At 33.7% G+C, this 22,801-nt stretch carries 13 protein-coding genes, 1 tRNA gene and 1 rRNA gene; 1 reads left to right on the top strand and 14 read right to left on the bottom strand.

What is annotated here, in order from left to right; all coding sequences use genetic code 11:
• Positions 1 to 295: 295 nt before the first annotated feature.
• Together M9407_RS03130 and M9407_RS03125 are read right to left on the bottom strand one after the other, a co-directional pair.
• Positions 296 to 368: transfer RNA gene (locus tag M9407_RS03130), tRNA-Glu, on the bottom strand.
• A 114-nt stretch (positions 369 to 482) separates the two neighbouring features.
• Positions 483 to 2,049: ribosomal RNA gene (locus tag M9407_RS03125) — 16S ribosomal RNA — on the bottom strand.
• A gap of 431 nt (positions 2,050 to 2,480) precedes the next feature.
• On the opposite strand from M9407_RS03125, the gene purH reads away from it, so the two are divergent.
• Positions 2,481 to 4,109, top strand: coding sequence for a bifunctional phosphoribosylaminoimidazolecarboxamide formyltransferase/IMP cyclohydrolase (purH, locus tag M9407_RS03120; RefSeq protein WP_250237044.1), 1,629 nt, complete (start codon positions 2,481 to 2,483; stop codon positions 4,107 to 4,109).
• A 553-nt stretch (positions 4,110 to 4,662) separates the two neighbouring features.
• Here the strand turns inward: purH and rpoC are convergent.
• The 12 genes from rpoC to rpsL all read right to left on the bottom strand — a co-directional run bounded on the left by rpoC (position 4,663) and on the right by rpsL (position 21,385).
• Complete coding sequence (gene rpoC / locus M9407_RS03115; protein WP_250237042.1) at positions 4,663 to 8,907, bottom strand: DNA-directed RNA polymerase subunit beta'; 4,245 nt, start codon at positions 8,905 to 8,907, stop codon at positions 4,663 to 4,665.
• Between the two features lie 93 nt (positions 8,908 to 9,000).
• A complete protein-coding gene (rpoB, locus tag M9407_RS03110; RefSeq protein ID WP_250237041.1) occupies positions 9,001 to 13,026 on the bottom strand; it encodes a DNA-directed RNA polymerase subunit beta in 4,026 nt (1,341 codons plus the stop codon).
• 258 nt (positions 13,027 to 13,284) lie between these two features.
• Positions 13,285 to 13,653, bottom strand: coding sequence for a 50S ribosomal protein L7/L12 (gene rplL / locus M9407_RS03105; RefSeq protein WP_250231793.1), 369 nt, complete (start codon positions 13,651 to 13,653; stop codon positions 13,285 to 13,287).
• 86 nt (positions 13,654 to 13,739) lie between these two features.
• Positions 13,740 to 14,234 (bottom strand): 50S ribosomal protein L10, encoded by a 495-nt coding sequence (gene rplJ, locus M9407_RS03100; RefSeq protein ID WP_250237039.1) that lies wholly within the window; start codon positions 14,232 to 14,234, stop codon positions 13,740 to 13,742.
• Between the two features lie 343 nt (positions 14,235 to 14,577).
• Positions 14,578 to 15,285 carry a 50S ribosomal protein L1 gene (rplA, locus tag M9407_RS03095; protein WP_250237038.1) on the bottom strand — a complete coding sequence of 236 codons (708 nt, stop codon included), beginning with the start codon at positions 15,283 to 15,285 and terminating at the stop codon, positions 14,578 to 14,580.
• 1 nt (position 15,286) lies between these two features.
• A complete protein-coding gene (gene rplK / locus M9407_RS03090) occupies positions 15,287 to 15,724 on the bottom strand; it encodes a 50S ribosomal protein L11 (protein WP_250237036.1) in 438 nt (145 codons plus the stop codon).
• 128 nt (positions 15,725 to 15,852) lie between these two features.
• On the bottom strand, positions 15,853 to 16,398 hold the full coding sequence (nusG, locus tag M9407_RS03085; protein ID WP_250237034.1) for a transcription termination/antitermination protein NusG: 546 nt from the start codon (positions 16,396 to 16,398) through the stop codon (positions 15,853 to 15,855).
• 1 nt (position 16,399) lies between these two features.
• Positions 16,400 to 16,777, bottom strand: a complete 378-nt coding sequence (gene secE / locus M9407_RS03080; RefSeq protein ID WP_250237032.1) for a preprotein translocase subunit SecE — start codon at positions 16,775 to 16,777, stop codon at positions 16,400 to 16,402.
• Between the two features lie 74 nt (positions 16,778 to 16,851).
• On the bottom strand, positions 16,852 to 18,036 hold the full coding sequence (gene tuf, locus M9407_RS03075; RefSeq protein WP_250231781.1) for an elongation factor Tu: 1,185 nt from the start codon (positions 18,034 to 18,036) through the stop codon (positions 16,852 to 16,854).
• Positions 18,037 to 18,098: 62 nt separating this feature from the next.
• Positions 18,099 to 20,219, bottom strand: coding sequence for an elongation factor G (gene fusA, locus M9407_RS03070; protein ID WP_250237031.1), 2,121 nt, complete (start codon positions 20,217 to 20,219; stop codon positions 18,099 to 18,101).
• Positions 20,220 to 20,381: 162 nt separating this feature from the next.
• Entirely contained in the window at positions 20,382 to 20,852 is a 471-nt protein-coding gene (gene rpsG, locus M9407_RS03065) for a 30S ribosomal protein S7 (protein WP_250237029.1), read from the bottom strand.
• Between the two features lie 158 nt (positions 20,853 to 21,010).
• A complete protein-coding gene (gene rpsL / locus M9407_RS03060) occupies positions 21,011 to 21,385 on the bottom strand; it encodes a 30S ribosomal protein S12 (protein ID WP_250237028.1) in 375 nt (124 codons plus the stop codon).
• Between the last annotated feature and the right edge of the window lie 1,416 nt (positions 21,386 to 22,801).

The raw sequence follows: 22,801 nt of genomic DNA, 5'->3' as shown, positions 1-22,801 counted from the left end.
CATTACACGTATCTGTGATTTAGATACTCTAATTATACTTTTAGGGTAAAATTAGTATAATATATGCATATATGGCTATATATTCTTGTAATGCAAATAATCATAGCAATTATTATTACATCTTATTTTTTTTATAAATAAAAAATTATGTAATGTACATTTACAAATAATCGCAAATAGTAATTAGTGTTTACACTAAAATTGTTTAATTTTAAGCTTTTCCCTTATTGTTAAAGAACAAAAAAAATACTAAACTTTTTATTTATAAAACCCCGTTTATCATGAAAGCCTACAATGTCCCCTAGGGGCTTCGAACCCCTGTTGCCGCCGTGAAAGGGCAGTGTCCTAGACCTCTAGACGAAGGGGACCGAGTTCTAGTAACAACAAAAATTTAATCTTGGTGTTTTATAAATATTTTAATTATCATATAAAAATATTAGACAATTGAAGTGGGCACTTTTGCTCATATTATTTCGATAAAGTAAGGAGGTGATCCAACCGCAGGTTCCCCTACGGTTACCTTGTTACGACTTCACCCCAGTCATGAATCACAAAGTGGTAAGCGCCCTCCCGAAGGTTAAGCTACTTACTTCTTTTGCAACCCACTTCCATGGTGTGACGGGCGGTGTGTACAAGGCCCGGGAACGTATTCACCGTGACATTCTGATCCACGATTACTAGCGATTCCGACTTCATGGAGTCGAGTTGCAGACTCCAATCCGGACTAAGACGTACTTTATGAGGTTTGCTTGCTCTCACGAGATCGCTTCTCTTTGTATACGCCATTGTAGCACGTTTGTAGCCCTACTCATAAGGGCCATGATGACTTGACGTCATCCTCACCTTCCTCCGGTTTATCACCGGCAGTCTCCTTTGAGTTCCCGACTTGACTCGTTGGCAACAAAGGATAAGGGTTGCGCTCGTTGCGGGACTTAACCCAACATTTCACAACACGAGCTGACGACAGCCATGCAGCACCTGTCTCAAAGTTCCCGAAGGCACTCTCATATTTCTATAAGATTCTTTGGATGTCAAGAGTAGGTAAGGTTCTTCGTGTTGCATCGAATTAAACCACATGCTCCACCGCTTGTGCGGGCCCCCGTCAATTCATTTGAGTTTTAACCTTGCGGTCGTACTCCCCAGGCGGTCGATTTAACGCGTTAGCTCCGAAAGTCACAGCTCAAAGTCTACAACCTTCAAATCGACATCGTTTACGGCATGGACTACCAGGGTATCTAATCCTGTTTGCTCCCCATGCTTTCGTACCTGAGTGTCAGTTTTCGTCCAGGGGGCCGCCTTCGCCACTGGTATTCCTCCAGATCTCTACGCATTTCACCGCTACACCTGGAATTCTACCCCCCTCTACGAAACTCTAGCTTGCTAGTTTCAAATGCAGTTCCTAAGTTGAGCTCAGGGATTTCACATCTGACTTAACAAACCACCTACGTACTCTTTACGCCCAGTAATTCCGATTAACGCTTGCACCCTCCGTATTACCGCGGCTGCTGGCACGGAGTTAGCCGGTGCTTCTTATATGGGTAACGTCAATTAGTATTGATATTAGCAATACTAAGTTCTTCCCCATTGAAAGTGCTTTACAACCCTAAGGCCTTCTTCACACACACGGTATAGCTGCATCAGGGTTTCCCCCATTGTGCAATATTCCCCACTGCTGCCTCCCGTAGGAGTCTGGACCGTGTCTCAGTTCCAGTGTGGCTGATCATCCTCTCAGACCAGCTAAGGATCGTGGCCTAGGTGGGCTATTACCCCGCCTACTAGCTAATCCTATCTGGGTTCATCCGGTGGCATAAGGCTTTTTTATTAATTAATAAAAAAGTCCCCTATTTTGGTCGTAATGACTTCATGCGGTATTAGCTATCGTTTCCAATAGTTGTCCCCCTCCATCGGGTAGATCCCCAGACTTTACTCACCCGTTTGCCGCTTGCCAGCAGAGCTGTATAAATTTACAACTCTCTGTTGCCGCTCGACTTGCATGTGTTAAGCTTACCGTCAGCGTTCAATCTGAGCCATGATCAAACTCTTCAATTTAAAATCTAATTTCCATTTATAAACTAAATTTGTTAATTTTAATCAGTAACTATCAATGAATTAACTTTTTATGTTTTAAAATGGATAGTACTATATCTTATATTCGCTTAAGTGCCCACATCAATTATCTAAAAATCATATTGTTAAAGAACTATATTTCTAATCATATATATTTCATACTATTTTAAAAATAAAACAAACACATCATTATCATTGATTTTGACTGATGTCAATAGTATTTATATTATTTTATAATTTGATAGTTTTTATTTAAAATATTTAAACTACATTTTTATAATTATAAAAATTATTTAAATCATTTTGTGTCTTAGGGAATATTATATAATAATAATACTGTAAATATGTTATTATTGATTAATATTGATTAAGCTATATTGATACCTTAGTTTAACTATTGTTGCGAGGATATTATGATACAATCATCATTGTTAATTCGTCGTGTATTAATTAGTGTGTTTGATAAATCCAATATTTTAGAATTTGCTCAGGCATTAATTCAACGGGGTATTCAATTATTATCTACTGGGGGTACGGCTCAAATGTTGTCTGATGCTGGATTGCCAGTAATCAAAATTTCTGACTATACTAAATTGCCTGAAATCATGGACGGACGCGTTAAAACATTGCACTATAAAGTATATGCCGGAATCCTTGGTAGACGAGGATTAGATGAGCCTATCATGCGTCAATATAATATTCCACCAATTGACATGGTAGTAGTTAATTTTTATTCATTTAATTCCTTACTTGTAAAAAATAAGAAATATTCTCAAGAAGAAATGTTAGATCGTATTGATATCAGTGGTCCAAGTATGGTAAGGGCAGCAGCAAAAAATTATAAAAACGTAGTTATTGTAGTCAATAGCAATAGCTATAAAAAAATTTTAGATGAAATCAATCGTTATGATGGATTGATCAGTTTAAACACTCGTTTTCATTTGGCGGTAAAAGCATTTAAATATGTTACTGAATATGATAATACAATTTCTGATTATTTTAATCAACAATTACGAAGCAACTATCACACATCCATTGCTAATGATCATTATTACGATCAATCTTGTCCTTATTTTCCTAAAAATTTAACTTTTATGAATCTTAAATTTATAAAAAAACAAGATATGCGTTATGGAGAAAATCCGCATCAACGCGCAGCATTTTATATGGATACATCTAAGAAACAAACAGGATCTATTGCTGCTGCTCAGCAATTACAAGGCAAACCATTATCTTATAATAATATAGTAGACATGGATACGGCGTTAGAATGCGCGAAAATGTTCGATGAACCAACTTGTGTGATTGTTAAACATACTAATCCATGTGGTGTAGCGACATCTGATACTATTTACACTGCGTATACTAAAGCTTATCAATCAGATCCGATTTCTGCGTTCGGGGGAATTATTGCTTTTAATAGATCTTTAGATAAAAACACGGCTCAAGCTATTATTAGTCAACAATTTGTCGAAGCAATCGTTGCTCCAAACATTAATCGAGATTGTATTAGTATTGTATCTAGTAAAAAACATATACGAATATTGAGGTGTGGTATGTGGACCCCACGAACATCAGATGTAGATTTCAAACGAATTAATGGAGGATTATTAATACAAGATTATGATATAATGACAAATTTAGAGCATTTAGAAATAGTTACTATTCAGCAACCAACAAAAGAAGAAATGAAAGATGCATTGTTCTGTTGGAAAGTGGTTAAATTCGTTAAATCTAATGCCATCGTTTGTGCTAAAAATTGTCAAACTATCGGAATTGGAACCGGTCAAATGAATAGGGTATATGCAGCAAAAATAGCTACTTCTTTCCAAGAACGACAGGGCACATTAAATGCTAAAGGGTCAGTGATGGCTTCTGATGCTTTTTTTCCTTTTTCTGATGTGGTACATATTGCGTCCGAAATAGGTATCAAATGTATTATTCAACCAGGAGGATCTATTCGAGATCAAGAAATTATTAAAACTGCTGATCGGTATGGTATTGCGATGATTTTCACGCATATTCGCCATTTTAGGCATTAATTGTTTAAAAAAATTATTGTATTTCTCTTGAGAACATGCAAATGTCCTAAGACATTTTTTGATAATAACAGTAATTATGTATCAACAAAATAATAGATTTTTTACCATTTAAAAATTGTAGGTAATAATTTTCTTAAAGACATTTTGAACAGAATTTATTTTATCTATAAAAATTAGGGAAAAGGACTAACTTTTTATATAAAGAAAAATGCAAACATGTTTTATTGACAACATTGATTTAATTAGGTTATGTATTTATACTTGACTATAAATAAGTGTTTATTATTTTATAAATATAGCTTATTTTATGAGCAAAGTTATGCGACAGTATAATCATGAATTGTCAATTTCACTTCGAACACGAAGGTTATTATAAAAAAAACAAAAATTGCACACCCATTTTTAAGTTAATAAATATTTTAAATTATATGTGTAAAAAATTTTAGTATAAACTTAAATAATATCAGCTCAAATAATATCATATTTATGCTTATAGCGTGATTTTACAATATAGTTCTCACTCTTGCTTGTTATCATATTTTTGAAATTCTATTTATTTAGGAGAAGTTGCGTTTAATAGTTCAGTTAAATTCGCTGATGCTTCATCTGCTGTAATTTGAGAAGAAACATTTGTTATTACAGATTTTTCTGTTTCTTTTTTATTACTGGAATGACGGTGATGTATACGCTCTTGATGATAAGAGTAGCCAGTTCCAGCTGGAATTAATCTACCAACAATGACATTTTCTTTAAGACCACGTAGTTCGTCGCGTTTTCCAGCTACAGATGATTCTGTCAGTACACGTGTTGTTTCTTGAAAAGATGCTGCAGAAATAAACGATTCTGTCGCTAATGAAGCTTTGGTTATGCCTAATAAATTACGTATAAAACTTATTTTTACTTTTCCTTCGTTTTCTAATTTTCGATTAGCAATTTTAATACGTGAATATTCTACCTGTTCACCTACTAAAAAATCAGAACTGCCTGATCGAATCACAGTGGCTTTACGCAACATCTGACGCACAATAACTTCTATATGTTTATCGTTGATCTTTACTCCTTGTAAACGATACACATCTTGCACTTCATTTACAATGTAATGAGTTACAGCGTGTACTCCACGTAATCTCAGAATATCATGTGGAGATTCTGGCCCATCAGAAATGATATCTCCACGCTCTACGTATTCACCTTCAAAAACATTAAGATGACGCCATTTGGGAATCATTTCTTCATAAACATCACCGTCTTCAATAGGAGAGATCATTAAACGGCGTTTTCCTTTGGTTTCTTTTCCAAAAGAAACGGTCCCGCTAATTTCTGCTAAAATTGCTGATTCTTTTGGACGCCGTGCTTCAAAGAGGTCGGCAACACGCGGTAAACCCCCGGTAATATCTTTAGTACCACTGCTTTCGTACGGTAATCTTGCTAATATATCTCCACAAATAATTCTGGATCCATCAACTAATTGAATTACACTTCTGCCAGGTAAAAAATATTGCACAGGCACATCTGTACCTGGAATAAATATATCATAACCATTAATATCTACTATTTTCAATGTAGGTCTTAAATCTTTAGCGCCACTCACACGTTCAGAGGTATCTAATACTACAATAGAGGTTAATCCTGTTAATTCATCCGTTTGTTTAACAATACTTTGACCATCTATCAGATCAATAAACTGGATAAATCCACTTACTTCAGCAATCACTGGCATAGTATGTGGATCCCAATAAGCTACTATTTCTCCATGTATGACTTTTTCTTCGTTTTTTTTAGTTATTATAGCGCCATACGGTACTTTATAGCTTTCTTTGGTACGAGAAAATTGATCAATAATTTTAAGCTCGGTGTTACGTGATATAACCACTAATTTTCCTTCTCCATTTATCACGGATTTGATATTTTTTAAACAGACAGTACCCGTGTTTTTAATTTGAATACTCGATTCTAAAGCAGATCGGGAGGCAGCCCCCCCAATATGGAAGGTACGCATAGTTAATTGAGTGCCTGGCTCACCGATAGATTGAGCAGCAATGACACCAATTGCTTCTCCTTTATTTACAAGTTGCCCCCGAGCTAAATCTCGACCATAACATTTTGAACAAACTCCAAAATCAGTATCACAAGTCACAACAGATCGCACCTTAACAGTATCAATTGAATGTTCATCCAAAATATCACACCAGTATTCGTCTAATAAAGTATTACGTACAACCAATACTTTATCATTCGTATTAGATTCTAGAATATCTTCTGCTAAAACTCGACCTAATACACGTTCTCGTAGAGGTTCTTTTACATCTCCGCCTTCAATAACAGGGCTCATTACGATACCGGAAAATGTATTGCAGTCGTCTTGAGTAATTACTAAATCTTGCGCAACATCTACTAAACGACGAGTTAAATAACCAGAATTAGCTGTTTTTAAAGCAGTATCCGCTAATCCTTTACGCGCTCCATGTGTAGAAATGAAATACTGTAATACATTTAATCCTTCCCGAAAATTTGCGGTGATAGGTGTTTCAATAATTGATCCATCCGGTTTTGCCATTAAACCACGCATTCCGGCAAGTTGGCGAATTTGTGCCGCTGATCCACGCGCCCCAGAATCTGCCATCATAAAAATATTATTAAATGACGCTTGAATTTCTGTTTGTCCAGCGCGATTCATCACAGTCTCAGTAGCTAAATTATCCATCATTGCTTGGGCAACACGTTCATTAGCCGCAGCCCAAATATCGATAACCTTGTTGTAGCGTTCTCCTGCTGTCACTAATCCAGTTTGAAATTGTTCTTGTATTTCTACCACTTCAGATTCTGCTTCATCGATTATATCCGCTTTTTTCGAAGGAATCATCATATCATCAATACCGACAGAAGCTCCAGAACGAGCAGCATATGCAAACCCAGTATACATAATTTGATCGGCTAAGATAACAGTAGCTTTCAGCCCGAGCAAACGATAACAATTATTTAACATTATGGATATAGCTTTCTTGCCTAATACTTGATTGACCAAGATAAATGGTAATCCTTTAGGAACAATCATCCAAAATATAGAGCGTCCTATTGTACTCTTGACAAGATTTGTTTTTTTTGCCCATTCTCCGTTTTTATCATATTCATATTCAGTAATACGTATCCTAATACGAGCATGTAGATCGGCCAAACCTAAACGATAAAGATATTCCGCTTCCTTTGGGCCAGTTAATACCATTCCTTCACCTTTAGCATTTGAACGTTCTCGAGTCATATAATACAAACCTAATACTACGTCCTGCGATGGAACAATAATAGGTTCTCCGTTAGCAGGAGATAAAATATTATTAGTAGACATCATTAAAGCTCTAGCTTCTAATTGAGCTTCAAGTGTTAATGGCACGTGTACTGCCATTTGATCACCGTCAAAATCAGCGTTATAAGCAGCACAGACTAATGGATGTAATTGAATGGCTTTTCCTTCTATTAATACTGGTTCAAAAGCTTGAATTCCTAACCTATGTAATGTAGGAGCGCGATTTAACATTACTGGATGTTCTCGAATTACGTTATCAAGAATATCCCATACTACAGCTTCTTCTCGATCTACCATTTTTTTAGCTGCTTTAATAGTACTAGCAAAACCTTGTAATTCTAATTTTCCATAAATAAATGGTTTAAATAATTCTAAAGCCATTTTTTTTGGTAATCCACATTGATGTAATTTTAAATAAGGTCCAACAGTGATTACTGAACGACCAGAATAATCAACACGTTTTCCTAAAAGATTTTGACGAAATCTACCTTGTTTGCCTTTAATCATATCAGCTAAGGATTTCAAAGGACGTTTGTTAGAACCAGTAATTGCACGTCCTCTACGTCCGTTATCCAGCAATGCATCTACTGCTTCTTGTAGCATTCTTTTTTCATTACGTACTATGATTTCTGGAGCAGCTAAATCCAATAATCGCTTTAATCTATTGTTTCTATTAATAACACGACGGTATAAATCATTTAAATCAGAAGTAGCAAAACGCCCTCCATCTAATGGAACCAATGGTCTTAAATCCGGAGGGAGTACTGGTAACACATTTAAAATCATCCATTCAGGTTTATTTTCAGAATATATAAATGCTTCAATTAATTTTATACGTTTTGTTATTTTTTTACGTTTAGTTTCAGAATTACTATCTTCTAATATTTCTCGTAAGTATTCACACTCATTTTTTAAATTTGTATTTCTTAATAAAATTTGGATGGCTTCGGCTCCCATTTTAGCTTCAAATTCATCTCCAAATTCTTCTAATGCATCTAAATATTCCTCTTCAGTTAAGACCTGACGACATTCGAGACTAGTCATACCGCTTTCGACTACTACATAGGATTCGAAATATAGAACGCGTTCAATATCACGTAATGGCATATCTAATAACAAACCAATACGCGATGGTAATGATTTTAGAAACCAAATATGAGCAGTAGGAGAAGCCAATTCGATATGGCCCATGCGTTCACGTCGCACTTTGCTTTGTGTTACTTCTACTCCGCATTTTTCGCAAACCACTCCACGATGTTTTAGACGCTTATATTTACCGCATAAGCACTCATAATCTTTAATAGGCCCAAAAATGCGTGCACAAAATAAACCATCTCGTTCAGGCTTAAAAGTACGGTAATTAATAGTCTCTGGTTTTTTTACTTCACCAAAAGACCAGGATCTAATCATATCTGGAGAAGCAAGTGCAATTTTGATTGCATTAAATTCTTCTACTTGAGTATGTTGTATCTTAAAAAATTTAAGTAAATCTTTCACAGATGAGCCTTTAAAAGTTATACCTTTTGAACATATAAGTACTATATGCTTTACAAACATATATCTATATATAGAGAGATTAATTAAAAAATATTAATCTTCTAGTTCAATATTAATTGCTAAAGAACGAATTTCTTTTAATAAAACATTAAAAGACTCAGGCATTCCCGGTTCCATCGTATGATTACCATCAACAATATTTTTATACATTTTAGTACGTCCATTTACATCATCTGATTTTACAGTTAACATTTCTTGTAAAGTATATGATGCGCCATAAGCCTCTAATGCCCATACTTCCATTTCTCCAAAACGTTGACCTCCAAACTGAGCTTTTCCACCCAATGGTTGTTGGGTTACTAAACTATAAGAACCAGTAGAACGTGCGTGCATTTTATCGTCTACCAAATGATTTAGTTTTAACATATACATATAGCCCACAGTCACTTGTCTCTCGAATGCTTCCCCTGTGCACCCATCAAATAATGTAATCTGACCAGAGCTAGGTAATCCTGACAATTTTAAAAGATCTTTAATTTCTTTTTCTGTAGCTCCATCGAATACTGGAGTAGCAATAGGCATTCCTTTTTTTAAATTTTTAGCTAATTTTAATATTTCTACATCTGAAAATAAATTAAGATTGATGTGTTGACGCGATCCTTCTCCTAAATTATACGCTTGCTGCATAAAGCTTCTTAATTGATTTGCTTCTTTATGTTGTTGCAACATAAAGTTTATTTTATCTCCAATACCTTTTGCCGCCATACCAAGATGTGTTTCTAAAATTTGACCAATATTCATTCGAGATGGCACTCCAAGAGGATTGAGTACGATATCTACCGGTATTCCATGTTGGTCATATGGCATATCTTCAATGGGGTTAATTTTAGAGATTACTCCTTTATTTCCATGTCTTCCTGCCATTTTGTCGCCAGGCTGTATCTGGCGTTTTACAGCTAAATATACTTTAACTATTTTTAAAATACCAGGGGCTAATTCATCTCCTTGAGTAATTTTACGATGTTGCACTTCTGATTTTTTTTCAAAAATGCGTTTTAAATCAAAATATTGTTTAGTTAATTGAGATAATTGATATTGTTTTTCTGGATCTGATAACACCAGATCTAACCAAGCATTGCGACTAGTTTCAAACAATTTCTTTTTGTCAATTCCACTGGCCATTAATACATCGTAGACACGATCAAATAAAGCTGATTCAAAAATTTGTAATTCTTCACTTAAATCTTTCTTAACCTGTTTTAATTTCTCGGATTCAATTATTAATGAACGTTTATCTTTATTAATGCCATCCCTAGTAAATATTTGTACATCAATTACAGTACCACAAACCCCGTTAGGAACACGTAAAGATGAATCTTTTACATCGGATGCCTTTTCACCAAAAATAGCACGTAACAATTTTTCTTCTGGTGTTAATTGAGTTTCTCCTTTAGGTGTAACTTTTCCAACGAGGATATCTCCTCCTATTACTTCTGCGCCGATATAGATAATTCCAGATTCATCTAATTTAGATAAAGCTGTCTCTCCTACATTTGGAATATCAGCTGTGATTTCTTCCGGTCCTAATTTAGTATCACGAGATACACAAGTTAACTCTTGAATATGTATACTTGTAAATTTATCTTCTTGTACTACACGTTCCGAGACCAACATTGAATCTTCAAAATTATATCCATTCCAAGGCATAAATGCAATTCGCATATTTTGACCTAAAGCTAATTCTCCTAAATCAGTAGATGGACCATCCGCGATAACATCTCCACGTTCTACTAGTTCTCCTAAAGATACGCAAGGACGTTGATTGATACAAGTATTTTGGTTAGATCGAATATATTTTGTTAAGTGATAGATATCAATTCCTGATTCTTCAGTATGTGTTTCATTCTCATTAACATGTATGACAATACGTGACGCATCCACATATTTAACGACACCGCCGCGTTTAGCTACCACGGTAACACCAGAATCTATAGCTACTGCACGTTCCATTCCAGTACCCACTAGTGGTTTTTCACTGCATAAAACAGGAACAGCTTGGCGTTGCATGTTTGCACCCATAAGAGCACGATTGGCATCGTCGTGTTCAAGAAAAGGAATTAATGAAGCAGCAACTGAAACTATTTGTTGTGTAGATACATCCATATAATCAACTTGGTCTTTTTTAAAAAGACCGGATTCACCTTTATTTCTGCAAGTTACCAGATCGTCAATAAATTCTCCTGTTGAATTTAGGTTTGTATTTGCTTGAGCAATAACAAAATCACCCTCTTCAATTGCAGATAAGTAATGAATGTCATTGCTGACAACACCATTTTGGACTTTTCGGTATGGAGTTTCTAAAAATCCGTATTTATTAGCTCGAGCATATACAGACAATGAATTAATTAAACCTATATTTGGTCCTTCTGGAGTTTCAATTGGGCAGACTCGACCGTAATGTGTAGGATGGACATCACGCACTTCAAATCCTGCACGTTCTCTAGTTAAACCTCCTGGTCCTAACGCAGATATGCGACGTTTATGAGTAATTTCTGATAATGGATTATTTTGGTCCATAAATTGAGATAATTGGCTAGAAGTAAAAAATTCTCTTACTGCGGCTGAAATTGGTTTAGCATTAATCAAGTCTTGAGGAGTTAATACGTCTAAATCACCTAAAGATAAGCGTTCTTTCACCGCCCGTTCTACTCTAACTAATCCAATTCTAAATTGATTTTCTGCCATTTCACCTACAGAACGAATACGTCGATTCCCCAAATGATCGATATCATCTACTTCTCCTTTTCCATTTCTAATATCAATCAATTTTTTTATTACATCAACAATATCATCCTTTTTTAATGTTCCCAAATCTTCTATTTGTGCCCGTTGTAATGAACGATTGAATTTCATTCTTCCTACAGAAGACAAGTCATAGCGCTCTTCTGAAAAAAATAAGTTTTCAAATAAATACTCGGCAGCTTCTTTAGTCGGGGGTTCCCCTGGACGCATTACACGATAAATTTCTATTAATGCATCAAATTTATTTGTAGTTGCATCAATACGCAAAGTTTCAGAGATATAGTTACCGTAATCTAAATCGTTGCTGAATAATGTTTCTATAGATTCATATCCCGATTGAATTAAATTATGCAATATGTCAGCGGATATTTCTGTATTAGCTGTAACAATAGGCATATCTGTATTCTTATCGAAATAGTCTTTTATAACAACTTTACCAATTATATAATCCATGGGTACTTCAATTTTTGAAATTTTATCCTTTTTTAATTGACGAATGTGTTTAGCTGCAATACGACGTCCTTTTTTTACATATATAACACCATTAACAGCAATATTAAAAGATGCTGTTTCACCGCGCAATCTTTCAGGGATTAAATGCATATATAATGTATTATTCTGAATTTCGTATACTACTTTGTTAAAGAATATGTTTAAAATTTGATCGGTAGTATAATTTAAAGCTCGTAATATCACTGTTACTGGTAGCTTGCGTCGTCGATCAATTCGAACAAATAAATTATCTTTTAAATCAAATTCAAAATCTAACCAAGATCCACGATATGGAATAATACGTGCATTATATAATACTTTTCCGGATGAATGTGTTTTGCCTTTATCGCTATCAAAAAACACACCCGGACTTCTATGCAATTGAGACACAATAACTCGTTCAATGCCATTGATAATAAAAGTACCATTATTAGTCATGAGAGGAATTTCACCCATATATACTTCTTGTTCTTTAGTATTTTTTATTGTGTTATTTAATCCCTCTCGTTCATAAATAATTAGACATAGACGTACGCGTAATGGAGCAGAAAAGGTAGCGCCGCGTGTCTGACATTCTTTCACATCAAACGTTGGTTCTCCTAACTGATATTTGATGTATTGTAGTTCAGCATTTCCATTATAGCTTTTAATTGGAAAAACGGATCTAAAAGCTGCTTCCAATCCACATTGTCCTTCTGGATCTTGTTTAATAAATTTTTGAAAAGAATCAATCTGAATAGAAAGAAGATATGGAATATCCAAAACTTGAGGGCGTTTTCCAAAGTCTTTACGAATACGTTTCTTTTCAGTATAAGAATACACCATAAAGTTCCTCGATAGTTAATATGGGCGATTGTTTTTTCAAAGAAATAAGCTAGTTGCTATATAACATAGTTAATAAACTTATATATCTATTTTCGACTTAGATACATATAGTATTTATGTGCTTTTATTTTTTAAAATGCATATAGAATTTAGAAGTACCATAATTCTACTATTTGTTAAATATTAAATATCACTTCCATATAAATGATATAAAACCCTACAGCCAACCGAATCAATAATAAATTATTTAATTTGTCTTCATTTAATTTCGACAGATGCGCCTACTGTTTCTAGAGTTTTTTTTAAAGTTTCAGCATCATCTTTGTTTATTGATTCTTTCAAAATGACAGGAGCAGATTCCACTAATTCTTTAGCTTCTTTTAACCCTAGACCAGTGATACTGCGCACAGTTTTAATGACAGGAATTTTGTTATTACCAATAGCAGTTAAAAAAACATTAAATTCAGTTTGCTCTTCTACGATTGCCTCTGATGTATCAGGTTCAACAGTAGTCAATGAAGCCGCGGAGACTCCAAATTTTTCTTCCATCATAGAAGTTAACCGAACTATTTCCATAACAGACATATTGGAAATAGCATCTAAAATTTGTTCTTTTGTAAGAGACATAAAAATTTCCAAAAATATAAAATATTAAAAAATATTACATAATCAAATTACTATTTATTCAAAATATCTACAATATATTTAATAAACTATATTTTTTTTTGATTAGATAATATATGTAAAATGTGTATTAAACTTCCTATACCACTTGTTTTCATCATTGTTATCAATCTAATAATAGCTTCTTTCTGATCAGGTAAATCAGACAAGAGATTTATTTTAGATGCGGGAATAAATTTTCCCTCAAAAACTGCACCTTTTATTTTAAAGTGCTCATGGTTTTTAGTAAATTTTACAAAAACTCGTGCGGAATCGCGAGGTTGATTCACAGAAAATGCAACAATATTTTGTCCTGTTAAAATTTCTCGTAAACACGCTAAAGGTGTATTTTCAATTACTCTTCGCATGAGTGTATTACGAATAACATGTATGCTTACACCAATATCACGTGCTTCCTTTCTCAATTTAGTAACTTCATTAACAGCAATACCGTCCAAAGACGCTACTACGGCAGATAAAGCTCTTGTAGCTGTTTCATGAATTTTACAGATGATCTCTTCTTTTTTTTGAAGATTTAATGCCATTAATAACACCGTGCTGTAATTCAATACACAATGGATACATGAATACACCAATCATAAACTTCTATACATGTTCATAAATTAATTTAGTCATGTTAAATAAAAGTTTTAATCAATTTTAATCGCCTACCTATCATTAGATAGGTAATAAACACAATTTAATCTAAATTCGTTAGAATTAACAACCGCGTATATGTGCATGAAATACGTTATTATTGTTTTTAATCATAAATCCAATTTATGCCCAAAATGTATTTATATAAATACAATGAACACACCATACCAAGGATATTCTAAACCAATTTGAAGATCATGTAAAGAATATTATTAATAAAAAGAATCAATATTAATTAATTGCAACACACAGACTATTACGATCAATAGATATAGATCTACCCATAGTAGTGGAAATAGTCACTTTTTTGATGTATGTTCCTTTATATAGCACCGGTTTAGCTTGTTTTAAAGATACTATTAACGCTTCTAAATTTTCTTTAAGTTGTATGAGATCAAAATTAATTTTCCCAATGGTAGAATGAATAATACCGTTCTTATCATTTTTATAACGTACTTGCCCTAATTTAGCATTTTTAACTGATTCTGCTATATTATGGGATACAGTACCCATTTTAAGATTAGGCATTAAACCTCTTGGCCCCAAAATAGGGCCTAATTTACTTACTGTATTCATGACATCAGGCGATGCAATCACTACATCTGGGAGATAGTTCTTATTTTTTATTTGATCATATAAATCTTCTAATCCAACTAGATCAGCCCCCGCATTTTTAGCCAACACTATATTGTCACCTTGAGCGAAAACAGCAACATGAATATTACGACCAATACCATGCGGTAGAATCACATTACTACGTATATTTTGATCGGATTTACGCGCATCAATACCTAAATTAATAGCGGTATCAACACTTTCAATAAATTTAACTCTTGTCATTTTTTTTAATAACTCTAATCCATCCAATACGTGGTATTGGATGGATGCGTCCGCGCAATTTCGTATCATACGCATTCTTTTGCTTAATTTACCCGTCATATTAATTAATCTCTTCCACTTCAAGTCCTATAGAACGAGCTGTACCTATGATAGAACGTGATATTGATTCTATATTAGCTCCTGTCATATCAACAGCTTTAATTTTTGCGATCTCATAAATTTGAGCGCGCGATATTTTACCAACATTTATTACATTTGGTTTCTCAGATCCAGATTGAATATTTGCTGCTTTTTTCAATAAAATTGAAGCAGGAGGAGTTTTAGTAATGAATGAAAAAGAACGATCACTATAAACAGTAATGACAACTGGGATGGGTAATCCTGTTTCAAGCTGAGAGGTATTTTCATTAAATGCTTTACAAAATTCCATAATGTTAACGCCTTGTTGCCCCAAAGCAGGCCCAATAGGAGGACTGGGATTAGCAGCTCCAGCAGAAATTTGAAGTTTAATATATGCTTTTACTTTTTTTATTACCATATTCGTCGTCCTAGCCAATAATATTTCTGGTTTTTATTTTGATTGACTACATACTAACTATAACCACAAAATAATAATTACCTTTTTCTGTGCAAATTAAATATATCATTTTATATACTAATTTTATATTAAGATTTTTCAACTTGTGAAAAATCTAATTCTACTGGAGTGGCTCGCCCAAAAATAGAAACTGATACTTTTAGACGATTTTTTTCATAATCTACTTCTTCTACTACAGCATTAAAGTCAGAAAAAGGTCCATCACTGACTCGAATAAGTTCACCAGGTTCAAATAATGTTTTAGGACGAGGTTTATCACCTATTTGCTGCAATCGATGCATAATATCATCAACTTCTTTATCCCCAATAGGAGCGGGTTTATCGCATGTTCCTCCAACAAAACCCATAACACGTGGAACACTTTTTACTAAATGCCAACTAGAATCATTCATTATCATCTGCACCAATACATAACCAGGAAAAAATTTACGCTCGCTTTTTCTACGTTGTCCAGCTCGCATTTCGACTACTTCTTCTGTTGGGACCATGATTTCACCGAACATTGTATCCATATTGTGTAGTTTAATATGCTCACGTAAAGAATGAGCTACACGATTCTCAAATCCAGAAAACGCTTGAATAACGTACCAACGTTTCTTTAAAAGGGCAGTCATATTACAACCTTAACCCAAATGATATCACATGAACTAAAATAGTATCTAATCCCCATAATAATAACGACATAACTATTGTTACTCCTGTCACGACTAAAGTAGTGTTGAGCCCATCTTGATAAGTAGGCCACACTACTTTCCGGCACTCAATACGTGATTCATCTCCAAATATAATTATTAATTTTCCTATTTTTGTAGTTGACGAAATGTATATAGCAGTAGTAACGATAATGAAAATTACCATGCTTCTGGTTAAAGCATTATAATTGCGACATAAATAATTTCCAACAATAGATGTTGCGATCAATCCTAGAATGCTAATCCATTTAATTATTTCTAATACATGTATTTTTTTTTTACTTTCATTTTTTACATACATATCAACACACTACCATATTATTATAATACACACCTATTTTATAATTACAGAATTATATTTATTGATTTATATAATTAGGATATAATTTTAGATACAATACCAGCACCTATAGTACGGCCACCCTCTCTAATAGCAAATCTAAGACCGTCATCCATAGCTATCGGAGCAATTAAATGAACGATCATTTTAATATTATCCCCAGGCATCACCATATCCACCCCTTCTGGTAATTCAATGGTGCCAGTGATATCTGTAGTACGAAAATAAAATTGAGGACGATACCCTTTGAAAAACGGCGTATGTCTTCCTCCTTCATCTTTATTTAAAATATACACTTCTGATTCAAAATGAAAATGAGGCTTGATATATCCAGGTCTAGATAGCACTTGACCGCGCTCTACTTCATCTCGTTTAGTACCGCGTAATAAAACACCAACATTTTCTCCAGCACGTCCTTCGTCTAATAATTTCCTAAACATTTCTACCCCGGTGCATGTGGTTTTTATTGTATCTTTTATACCAACAATTTCTATTTCTTCTCCTACTCTGATAACACCACGTTCAATACGGCCTGTTACAACTGTACCTCTCCCAGAAATAGAAAATACATCTTCAATGGGTAGTAAAAATGGTTGGTCTACAACACGTTTAGGTTCTGGGATATAATTATCCAATACATCTGATAATTCTAAAATTTTATTAGACCATATTTCATCGTTTTCTAATGCTTTTAAAGCAGATCCTCGAATGATTGGTGTATTGTCTCCTGGAAAATCGTATTGAGATAGTAATTCTCGCATTTCCATCTCAACCAATTCTAATAATTCTTCATCATTTACCATGTCGCATTTATTCATGAATACAATGATGTGAGGTACTCCTACTTGTCTAGCTAATAAAATATGTTCACGGGTTTGCGGCATAGGTCCATCAGTGGCGGCTACTACTAAAATTGCGCCATCCATTTGTGCAGCTCCAGTTATCATATTTTTTATATAATCGGCATGTCCAGGGCAGTCAACATGCGCATAATGTCGATATGCAGTATCGTATTCAACATGAGAAGTATTTATAGTAATTCCTCGTGCTTTTTCTTCTGGAGCATTGTCAATTTGATCAAAAGCACGTGCATAGCCACCATATTTTTTAGACAAAACAGCGGTTATAGCGGCAGTTAAAGTAGTTTTTCCATGATCTACATGGCCAATAGTGCCTACATTAATATGTGGCTTTACGCGTTTAAATTTTTCTTTGGACACCTCTAAACTCCTTAGGTCTTTTTATGGTTTTTCAAAAATAATTGAACCCCAAATATTACCTATTATTGCTTAATTTGACGAGAATTTATAATAAATTGAGCTATACTACTAGGTACTTCGTTATATTTTAAAAACTCCATAGAATAAGAAGCGCGTCCTTGAGTTTGTGAACGTAAACCAGTAGCATAACCAAACATTTCAGATAAAGGAACTTGAGCACAAATTATCTTTCCGCTAATTGTAGAATTTTCTAAACCACTGATGATACCTCTTCGACGATTTAAATCTGCAATAACATCCCCCATATAATCTTCAGGTGTTTCAATTTCTACATTCATAATAGGTTCTAATAATACAGGATGAGCTTTCATGAATCCTTCTTTAAATGCTATAGATCCTGCTATTTTAAATGCTATTTCTGAAGAATCAACCTCGTGATAAGAACCATCAAAAATAGCTACACAAACATCTACAATTGGATATCCAGCAAGAATACCATTACTTATTTGTTCTCGTACACCTTTATCTACAGCAGGTATATATTCCTTAGGTACGGCTCCTCCTACAATTTCATTTAAAAATTTATAACCTTCTTCATGTGAATGCATAGGCATAGGTTCAATACGTAACCAAACGTGGCCGAATTGACCTCGGCCCCCTGATTGACGAATAAATTTACCCTCTTGTTTTACGCTATCACGAATAGTTTCACGATAAGCAACTTGAGGTTTACCTACATTAGCCTCAATATTGAACTCTCTTCTCATACGTTCTACAAGAATTTCTAAATGCAATTCACCCATCCCAGCAATGATAGTTTGCCCAGAGTCTTTATCAATCCATACACGAAATGATGGATCTTCTTGAGCTAAACGATTTAAAGCGAAACCCATTTTTTCCTGATCTGATTTAGTTTTCGCTTCAACCATCACAGAAATCACAGGTTCTGGAAATTCCATACGTTCTAGTATAATTGGGGAAGATGGAGCGCATAAAGTATCTCCAGTATCAACATCTTTTAAACCAATAGCTGCAGCAATATCACCTGCATGCACAGATTTTATTTCTTCCCGTTTATTCGCATGCATTTGCACTATTCGACCGAATCGCTCACGTTTTTCTTTTATAGGATTTAAAACACTATCTCCGGAACTTACGACGCCTGAATAAACTCGAAAAAAAGTTAAGTTTCCTACAAATGGATCAGTAGCTATTTTAAATGCTAAAGCTGAAAACGGCTCGTTGTCATTAGCACGACGTTTAACTTCTGTAGACCCATCTTTTAGCACACCTGTGATGGATGTCACGTCACTCGGAGATGGTAAATATTCTACAACAGCATCTAACATCGCTTGTACCCCCTTATTTTTAAAAGCGGATCCGCATGTTACCAAGACGATTTCATTACTTAATACTCTTTGACGCAATGCTTGTTTAATTTCTTGTTCTGTCAATTGATCATTATTAGATAAATATTTATCCATTAATTCTTCAGATGCTTCAACAGCAGACTCTATCAAATGTTTATGCCAAATACTTGACAATTCTGTTAAATTGTCAGGTATTTCACTATAACTAAAAGTAACGCCTTGATCCGATTCGTTCCATTGAATAGCTTTCATCTTGATCAAATCGATAATTCCGGTAAATTTATCTTCTGAGCCTACAGCTAATTGAATAGGTACAGGATTAGCAAATAATTTAGTTTTTAACTGTTCCACAACTCGTAGATAGTCTGCGCCTACTCGATCCATTTTATTTACAAATGCAATACGTGGTACTTTATATTTATTTGCTTGACGCCATACTGTTTCAGATTGAGGTTGTACGCCTCCTACAGCACAATAAACCATTACTACTCCGTCAAGTATGCGCATAGAACGTTCTACTTCAATAGTGAAATCCACATGCCCAGGAGTATCTATAATATTAATACGGTGTGAATCAAACTGATTGGCCATCCCTGACCAAAAACAGGTAGTAGCTGCAGAAGTGATTGTGATTCCCCGTTCTTGTTCTTGTTCCATCCAATCCATAGTCGCAGAACCAGTATGAACTTCTCCAATTTTATGATTTACACCTGTATAAAACAAAATTCGTTCAGTGGTAGTAGTTTTTCCAGCGTCAATATGCGCGCTTATACCAATGTTACGGTATCGTACGATCGGTGTTACACGAGTCATTAATATCCTCAATAATATTGTTATAATTTAACGAAAAACGTTGCTATATTTGATAAATTATTGTTTTAAGCAACATCCAAATATGTTTGAATAAATAACACTTAATAGCTTAATCATGATTAGAGTTTGAAAAATCAGATGATGTTCATTCAGAAAATTTTATTACCAACGATAATGGGCAAATGCTTTATTAGATTCTGCGACACGATGTATTTCTTCACGTTTTTTAACAGCATGTCCTTTACCCTCTATAGCATCTAAAAGTTCACTTGCTAAACGTAATTCCATAGATTTATCATTTCTTTTACGAGCAGCTTCAATAATCCACCGCATCGCTAGAGTGTTTCTACGCACGAGACGCACTTCTACTGGCACCTGATAAGTAGAGCCGCCAACACGTCTAGATTTTACTTCTACGACTGGGCGCACATTATTTAAAGCTAGTTCGAATGCCTCTAAACGGTCTTTGTTAGATCGTCTGAATAAATTATCTAAGGCAGAGTACACTATTGATTCTGCAGTAGATTTCTTCCCGTTTAACATCAATATATTGATAAACTTTGCCAAAAGATCAGATCCAAATTTTGGATCCGGAAGAATATTGCGTTTAGTAGCGATGCGACGACGTGGCATTAATTATAATTCCTATTTGACTAATAGATATTTCTTTCAAATGAAAAAATGAAAACCATTAATAAAAAAATTATTACATTTTCAACTAGCTGAACCTTGATTATCTTTTTTAAATTTGACTTAAATTAAAAAATAAAAAAAATATCTGATATTTCGAGCTATGATTTTGGTTGCTTCGTCCCATATTTGGAGCGACTTTTCTTACGCGAATTCACTCCTGCACAATCAAGAGCACCACGAATAACATGATACCGAACACCTGGAAGATCTTTAACTCGTCCCCCTCGAATCAGAATTGAAGCATGCTCCTGTAAATTATGACCTTCCCCCCCGATATAAGAAGTCACTTCCAATCCATTAGTTAAACGAACACGACATACTTTTCGTAATGCAGAATTTGGTTTTTTTGGAGTAGTAGTGTATACTCGCACACATACTCCTCTTTTTTGTGGACAGGCTCCCAATGCCGGTACATTGCTTTTAAAAGTTTTTATTGGGCGTGCATTACGAACAAGCTGATTGACTGTTGTCATTATTAAAATCTCCGTTTTTTTGAGAAGATCATATCTAAATATATACTATTTGCTGTTATCCCGTCCAACTTTAATAACAAACAACGATCCTTGTACATTATTGGATTGCAAGGTCAATAAAAATTATTGACAGAAGCGATATGTTTATCCACTGAGTTTGATGTAGAACATGCATCATCTCATCAAATAAAAATGATTCAACATATTTGTCTTTTAATCAAACTCTTAATGTAATAAGTATTTTAATAAATTTTCATTATTTACTGCAAATAAAAAGACGATTCTACGACCGGCATAACACTATTAAATTCTACCGCATTATGCCAGAACAATACAACATTTTATTACAATGTTGCATCCTGTTTTTAAAGGATAGTTAGGCGCACATGTTGTATTAATGTTTAAACTTTTTTATTTCGCTATATCGTACAATGATTGTTATTTATCGTAGCAATAATATATTTTTAACAAATTAAATTTCTTATAAAAATTTTTATGATATTATAAAGCCGTGATGGTCTAATTTATAGACAGTATAATAGAAATGAATAAAATTGAAAATACATTTTTAATATAAAGTCCGTAAAACCCTTAGTATAAATTGCTTCCAAACATTTCTCTTTTTCTAATTCAGACAATTTAACAGATAATGCCAGTAAGGGCAAGAGAAATAATAGAAATGAATAAGATGAATTTAACGAAAAATGCTTTCATGTTTTATACCTTTTTATGAGATAATTTTTTATCGTATATGATTACGATATGCCTATAACCATTATTTTTTTGAGTATATACATTTATAACAAATATATATATGTGCTTAAACACATAAATTTTACATATCTGGACAATGTTTATGTAATAGATTGTATAAACTGATATAAGCGTTTCACATCGATGATCTAATAAATTTAGATTTTTCAAAAAGTTTTTAGTTTATGATGGAAATCAATGAAAATATTTTAAAGATTTTTGAGATTTGGTGATTTTAATATAATTATATTTATATATTTATAAATGCATATAATTTAAATGATTTATAATTTTGGAGTTGAAATTTCTTCAAAATACATATTAAAAAATATTAATTGCAAGTATTTTTATACGCATGAAGAATCATTAAAGATTTTTTAATTTTGATTATTTAATTATGCTCTGTGGTAATTTTGGGTTAAAAATCACACACTAATTTAGTATCAGTTATAATTAAGTATTAATCGGGTACGATTATATTATTAAAGAATTAGAAGTTTATGATTTGATTGTTTACAGGTTTTTGATTTAGCCATTGTATTTTGTTTAATTTTTGTAATCAATATAGTTTTTGTAAACTGAGTTATAAATTTGTATGAACATGAAATATATTTCAAGACCAATGCAACTATAAATCTGAATATATTTTAAAAATATTTAGTA

It is taken from the genome of Blochmannia endosymbiont of Camponotus sp., from assembly GCF_023586365.1.
GTDB lineage: Bacteria > Pseudomonadota > Gammaproteobacteria > Enterobacterales > Enterobacteriaceae > Blochmanniella.
This window is presented reverse-complemented; position numbering and strand designations above follow the sequence as displayed.

Bases quoted from the DNA above. Each gene is read 5' to 3' on its own strand.
- rpsL (WP_250237028.1), bottom strand. From the start codon at position 21,385: ATGACAACAGTCAATCAGCTTGTTCGTAATGCACGCCCAATAAAAACT.
- secE (WP_250237032.1), bottom strand. From the start codon at position 16,777: ATGTATGTAAAAAATGAAAGTAAAAAAAAAATACATGTATTAGAAATA.
- rpoB (WP_250237041.1), bottom strand. From the start codon at position 13,026: ATGGTGTATTCTTATACTGAAAAGAAACGTATTCGTAAAGACTTTGGA.
- nusG (WP_250237034.1), bottom strand. From the start codon at position 16,398: ATGACTGCCCTTTTAAAGAAACGTTGGTACGTTATTCAAGCGTTTTCT.
- rpsG (WP_250237029.1), bottom strand. From the start codon at position 20,852: ATGCCACGTCGTCGCATCGCTACTAAACGCAATATTCTTCCGGATCCA.
- rplJ (WP_250237039.1), bottom strand. From the start codon at position 14,234: ATGGCATTAAATCTTCAAAAAAAAGAAGAGATCATCTGTAAAATTCAT.
- purH (WP_250237044.1), top strand. From the start codon at position 2,481: ATGATACAATCATCATTGTTAATTCGTCGTGTATTAATTAGTGTGTTT.
- rplL (WP_250231793.1), bottom strand. From the start codon at position 13,653: ATGTCTCTTACAAAAGAACAAATTTTAGATGCTATTTCCAATATGTCT.
- rplK (WP_250237036.1), bottom strand. From the start codon at position 15,724: ATGGTAATAAAAAAAGTAAAAGCATATATTAAACTTCAAATTTCTGCT.
- rplA (WP_250237038.1), bottom strand. From the start codon at position 15,285: ATGACGGGTAAATTAAGCAAAAGAATGCGTATGATACGAAATTGCGCG.
- fusA (WP_250237031.1), bottom strand. From the start codon at position 20,219: ATGACTCGTGTAACACCGATCGTACGATACCGTAACATTGGTATAAGC.